1 protein-coding gene and 1 pseudogene are annotated in these 1,706 nt (G+C 72.7%); one reads left to right on the forward strand and one right to left on the reverse strand.

The features are described from left to right. Positions 1-381 (reverse strand): annotated as a pseudogene (locus tag ACWGH4_RS34860) (hypothetical protein); the annotation flags it as partial. Positions 382-504: 123 nt separating this feature from the next. Between ACWGH4_RS34860 and ACWGH4_RS34865 the strand changes: the two are divergent. Beyond that, positions 505-1,587 (forward strand): hypothetical protein, encoded by a 1,083-nt coding sequence (locus ACWGH4_RS34865; protein WP_453467891.1) that lies wholly within the window; start codon positions 505-507, stop codon positions 1,585-1,587. Positions 1,588-1,706 lie beyond the last annotated feature (119 nt).

The following is a 1,706-nucleotide window of genomic DNA, read 5'->3' on the forward strand; positions in this document are numbered from 1 at the left end:
CCCACGCACCGCGCGCCGTGCGCCTCGACCCGCCGCCGGAGCTCCCGGTCGGCGGTGACGACGACACACAGCCGCCCGGCCGCCGGTGCCACGGTCTCCACGATCAGGTCGTCACCGCTCCCGGCGGCCGGCTCCACCCCGCGCGGCACGGATCCGAGCCCCCGGGCGGCACCCTCGACGACGAGCACGATCTCGACGGGTCCGGGCAGACCGGCGATCCCGGCCGGCGCGTACGCGACGAGCCGGTCGCGCAACCGCTCGGCGGCCCCGCGCCGGTCACGCCACCATCCTCCCCACAGCCTTCGGCGTGGGCGGGGCCCCCAGGGCGGAGCCGACGACGTTGGCGCCGTCGACGACCAGAAGTACGGGGAGCGTGTCCATGACGTAAGGGCCGCAGGTGAGCAGGATCGCGGGCACGGGGGACCCGCGGAGATCCCGGGTCCACGGGCTGAAAGAATGAAGGACTGAACAGCCCGACGCCCCTTCCGACGCACTGGACTTCCGATGGCAACTACGCCTGCGACCCCACTCCGAGACCAAGACCGTGCCGCGGCCGCACGGCTCTCGGGCAACTGGCTGACCCTTGGAACGGAAGGCCTGCTCACGGCCTACGCACCTGCCGACGGTGCGGTACTGCGCTGGACCGAGACACCGTCCGGATGGGGCGCCGTGGAGCGGATCGACGCGCCCGGGCTGCTCCCCGTGCTGAGCGTCGCACAGGGCGCCGACGGATACGTCCATCTGATCGGCCTGCGCCGGACCGACACAGGCACCGACAAGCAGCACGTGGAACTGGTGCATGCCGTGCAGTTCCAGACGGGCCGGCCGCTGCTCGGCTGGCGCTCCCTCGGGCACTCCAACAAGATCGGGCCCTGGACCGGCGACCCGGCGACCGCCGTCGACGGCGAAGGCCGGCTCTGCGTGTTCACGCGCAACGGAGGCACGGGTGTGAGCCTGCGCATCCAGGGGGCCACCGGCGGCTGGGGCAACTGGCAGGACCTCGGCGACACCGGAACGACTCACCTGGCGGCTGCCACCGATTCCGACGGACGCGTGGAGCTCTTCGTCCCGAACGGGAAGGCGATCCGCTGGTTCACCCAGGAGAAGCCGGGCGCGCCGTTCAAGCTGGCTGAGCGGCTGGAGACGAGGGCCGCCGCGCCCGGAGCCTTTTCCGCGATCGCCACGACCTCCGGCACCGTGTCCCTGTTCTTCACGGACGAGGACGGCGTGATCCAGGTATGGGCGCCGAGCCGGGGCATGGCTCCCCGTCCGCTGATGAAGGCCGCGGGCGACGGTCCCCTGGCACTGTCCCGTCTGACGATCGACGGCCACGACTGCACCGTCCTTGCCCAGGAGGCGGACCAGGGGCAGGTCTCCTTCGCCGCCTATCCGGCCGAGGACGAGGAGGCCGGCGGATGGTGGACCCACACGCAGACGGGGGCCGGCCGGACGCCGCTGGCCCTCCAGAAGCGCGACGGGGGCGGGCTGATCGCCATGGCTCTCTCGAGCACGGGCGAGCCGATCATCAGCAGGCAGAAGACCGAGGCGGGCGGGTTCGCGCTGGGGAGCTGGAAGCCCCTGCGGTGAGGCTGCCGCTGTCCGCCTCCCCGCCCCGCGACCGGCTCACGGGCGGGGAGGAGGCGACAGTGAGGGGCCGCTGATCCGCCGGTACCCGGGTCGATGTCGGCAGGACGAGGTACGCAGGA

The organism is Streptomyces sp. NPDC054847, assembly GCF_053610925.1.